The organism is Paraburkholderia sp. GAS334 (assembly GCF_050436625.1).
In the GTDB taxonomy this organism is placed as follows: Bacteria; Pseudomonadota; Gammaproteobacteria; order Burkholderiales; family Burkholderiaceae; genus Paraburkholderia.
In genome coordinates this window covers 1-3,449 of the sequence record NZ_JBNDMO010000079.1, presented here as the reverse complement: position 1 = coordinate 3,449, position 3,449 = coordinate 1, and the positions used below count along the sequence as shown (strand labels likewise).

General features: G+C 56.8%; 4 protein-coding genes. 1 reads left to right on the top strand and 3 read right to left on the bottom strand.

Annotated elements, in window-relative coordinates:
• The 3 genes from P3T21_RS38200 to P3T21_RS38190 all read right to left on the bottom strand — a co-directional run.
• Window positions 1-155, bottom strand: a 155-nt coding sequence (locus tag P3T21_RS38200) for a transposase (protein ID WP_429261023.1), incomplete at its 3' end; no start/stop codon positions are given.
• 543 nt (window positions 156-698) lie between these two features.
• On the bottom strand, window positions 699-893 hold the full coding sequence (locus P3T21_RS38195; protein WP_429261022.1) for a hypothetical protein: 195 nt from the start codon (window positions 891-893) through the stop codon (window positions 699-701).
• A 744-nt stretch (window positions 894-1,637) separates the two neighbouring features.
• On the bottom strand, window positions 1,638-1,880 hold the full coding sequence (locus P3T21_RS38190) for a hypothetical protein (protein WP_429261021.1): 243 nt from the start codon (window positions 1,878-1,880) through the stop codon (window positions 1,638-1,640).
• A 427-nt stretch (window positions 1,881-2,307) separates the two neighbouring features.
• Here P3T21_RS38190 and P3T21_RS38185 point away from each other — a divergent pair, with 427 nt between their 5' ends.
• Window positions 2,308-3,117: an H-NS family nucleoid-associated regulatory protein gene (locus tag P3T21_RS38185; protein WP_429261020.1), complete on the top strand. Its 810-nt coding sequence runs from the start codon at window positions 2,308-2,310 to the stop codon at window positions 3,115-3,117.
• Window positions 3,118-3,449 lie beyond the last annotated feature (332 nt).

The following is a 3,449-nucleotide window of genomic DNA, read 5'->3' as shown; positions in this document are numbered from 1 at the left end:
CGGTATCCGCAGCGAGGACATTCAAATCCGTCTCGCCATCGCAGCCGCTCGATGTATTGGAGACAGTCGTCTTCGGTGGCAAACCATTCCTCAAAACAAGCGTGTCGAGGATCTGCGCTTGCGGGAGGGGGATTGAACGTATCGGTTCCACGTATGAGCGCACAAATTCCATTCTAAAATCTACAGCCACAGAGAGTCATGAGCGTGAGACAGTTTCAGATGGGCGGTATCTTGATCAATGAGCCAGACGTTGAGACGTTCGTCACGGATAATCCAGGCTTCGACAAGATGAAGCGTGTGGAAATGCCGTACCAGAAGCTGGTGCAAGTGTGGAAATGCCGTACCAGAAGCTGGTGCAAGCTAGAACAAACGCGTTTGACTCGCCGGACTCCGACTGGTTTGAGCACCGTTCTCCGGCTTCCATCAGTCACGGATACCATCGTCCAGTGGTCGACCTTTCTGGGGGAAAGGAGGTCATGTTCCTGGGCTGGAGTACGTATGACAAGTTGGTTGACGCCGGCGTCACACTCATCCCTGTTCTCCTCGTCGAGAACAGCGGTCTAATGCCGAAAGCTCCTGATTGATAAGTTCGGTGGACAGCGTCAAGCAGGAAGTCCGGTTTACCGACAAACATCTTGGCCGGCGCATTGACTCATCAGAATTGCAACTCGTGCTGACCTGTTGCCTCACGTAGTTTGCTACCCGTCGGATTGTCCGGCGGAGGGGCATGGCCGAAATCTATAAATCAGGTCGATGAATATGCGCAGCGCTTTCGCCTGCTCGGCGCTCAGGACAATGTCTTTGTCTGGCGTATGTGGCAACGCTGCATGTGCAAGTTCAGACAGCAAGTTTACGATACGGAAAGAGGCAGCCTGTTCGGTTTCGGTAAGCATGTAAAGCTCCTTTGATTTTGCTGTGTAGCGTCGTCTTTTAAACAGTCGTCACCGCGTCGGCGGATGCAACGGACGCTCAGGATGGAAGAGCCTGCGTTGCGAAATCCGGCGCCGGCATTCCTCGCGCAGCTCATCGTGCCGAGTGAGATTCCCTAGGAACTTTCGCGCAGGCACGCTTCCCTTGGTAGACTCCGCGAGCCCATAAACAAAGATTTTGCTGCCTCTTTCCGCGAAATCATGCTGAAGTTGCTGTCCGCTGCGCGTACGCGGCAATTTGAGCCGCATGAGGGCGGTCGGGCCGCAGCAACTGGTTAGCCATTGTGGTAGTGGCTAGGTGGTTCGGAGGTCCATAGACGGCTACAAGGTTTGCCTTCGGGGCCCCGCGTGTCAGGTCGTGCCGCCAGGCACTGGCACTCGACGATCCTTTGAAGAAGACTAGTGGAGGAATTGCGTGATCAAGCGGGTCCAAGCGGGCAGGCGTGGACGCCACCTCCGTACGCCGCATGAACACTACGCAAGGCAACCGCACGCGAATCCTGGCTTTTTCTTGTAGATAGCTCGAGAGTGTGATGGCCACCCCGCAACGGAACGAGGATAACCGTGCCGGCGCCTGGTAGACGTTCAGTCAACTTCTGCCCGCGACGCGCGATCACGCCCGCCGCCGCAGCACGCGCGCTCCGGACCCGCCACGATGCGTATTTCCCCCGTGCCGATTGTTGAGGTATAGGACTGGACCAGTCCTGATCAGTTCGACGCCGGCGCGGAGGCACTTTGCCTTGAGCAACTGCCGGTATGTCGCGTAGAGCGGCCCGGAGAGCATGCGCGCTCCCTTGGGCTGAGCTGGGTCATCGCTTTCTTCTTTACCGTGAAGTTCAGGTCTTCTACCGCGATGATTTTGCGCATTTCCTCTGTCCACGCAACCGTCGCACTGAGGGCGTCGGCGAGAATCGCGTTGCGCTGGCCGAAGCCTGCATTTTCCCGCAGCAACGGGGCGCTCTTGGAAGTTACGCGAGTTGTCCTCCGAAAGGCTCGAATCGGCGCCGCCGTCCTTTAATAGGGCAGTCAACGTTCGGGAATCGGGCGGTCCCTCCCGATTTGACGTTCGTACTGCCTACGGGGTGTGGGCATTCAGTCGTCACCTTGGGTGGCTTGCCGCAAAAGAGTTTAAAAGTACTCATAGTCGCGCCGCCCTTCAACAATAGCCCATAAGCGCGCTACCTGAATCTGCATCGGTAGATTTGGCACTGTCAAATTAGCCGCCGAGGCCCACCGGCATCCCGATGCTCAGCGGCCATTTCTTACATTTGCAATGCCAAATAAGACGAAAATAGCGCTGATTGTGTTTGAATCCATAGCATTAAAAGGCAAGTGCATGGCATAGTTCGATTGTTTCTCAACAAAAAGGTGAGTTGCCATGGCGACATTGGAACAGGTTCAGGCAAAGCTTAAGAAACTTCAGGCGCAAGCCGACGCGATGCTGGCAAAGAAGGCGCAGGTTGCAGTGGACCAGATTCGTGCGTTGATGTTGGAGCACGGTCTTACCGCGGCTGACATTGAGGCCAAAGCAAAGGCGAAACGTGAGGGCAAGGCGCTCAATGGCAGCGCGCCCAGCGGCAAGGTGAACGTTGCCCATGGAGAAAAAGCTAAACCAGTACCGAAGTACCTGGATCCTAAAACAGGTGCAACCTGGAGCGGGCATGGCCGTGCACCGGCCTGGATTGCTGGCGCGAAGGACCGCACCAAATTTCTGATCGCAGAAGGTGCTGAAACGGCTATTGCCGCAAGTGCTGGTGCCACAGGTAAGGCGAAGGCCGCAGTTAAGAAGTCTTCGGCGGTCGGTGCAGTTACACGCAAAGGTCAGCGAAAGGGGCCCCAGCCAGCTATGTACCGCGACCCGAAATCTGGCGCGACCTGGAGCGGACGAGGGCGAGCACCAGGTTGGTTGGGCGCGGACCGGAGCAAATTCTTGATAGATGGTGCAGGCGCAGGAGTGGACGTCAGCGCTGCGGTCGAGGCGCGCAAATCAGCGAAGAAGTCCATTGCAGCGAAGAGTCCGGCGAAGAAGGCTGCCTCGGTAGGCAAGAAAACGACTGCCAAAAAAGCTTCGACAACTGCGACGAAAAAGGTCGGGGCTAAAAAGGCTCCAAAGAGAAAAATGACCGCTACCACGAAGACGGTTGCGACAGCTGGCGCCACCCAAGCGCCGGAATCCGCGGTCGCTTAAATATCCTCCCGATGGCGGGGAGTTATAGGTTGCTACCGACTGCGGGGTACAACGGCCCCGCAGTCACCGACTGCTATGCCATCTGCCGGGTCTCATAGCTGGTGAGTCTTCGCATGGTTCAAAGCGCATGCAAATCTCTTGCCAGCGGCCCTTAACGCAAAAGAGATATGCGGCGTACTAGTGGCCGTAAGGCGGGGCGCTGGTCGCTATCGCGACACTGACGGATGGGTTCCTCGTCTGTCCGCGCCGAGTGAATTTTGAGCCACCGCGCCGATCGAGTTTTGAGCCGGGGTGGAGACCGGTCTAAAGCAGGACTGGTTGTGGATAAGTGT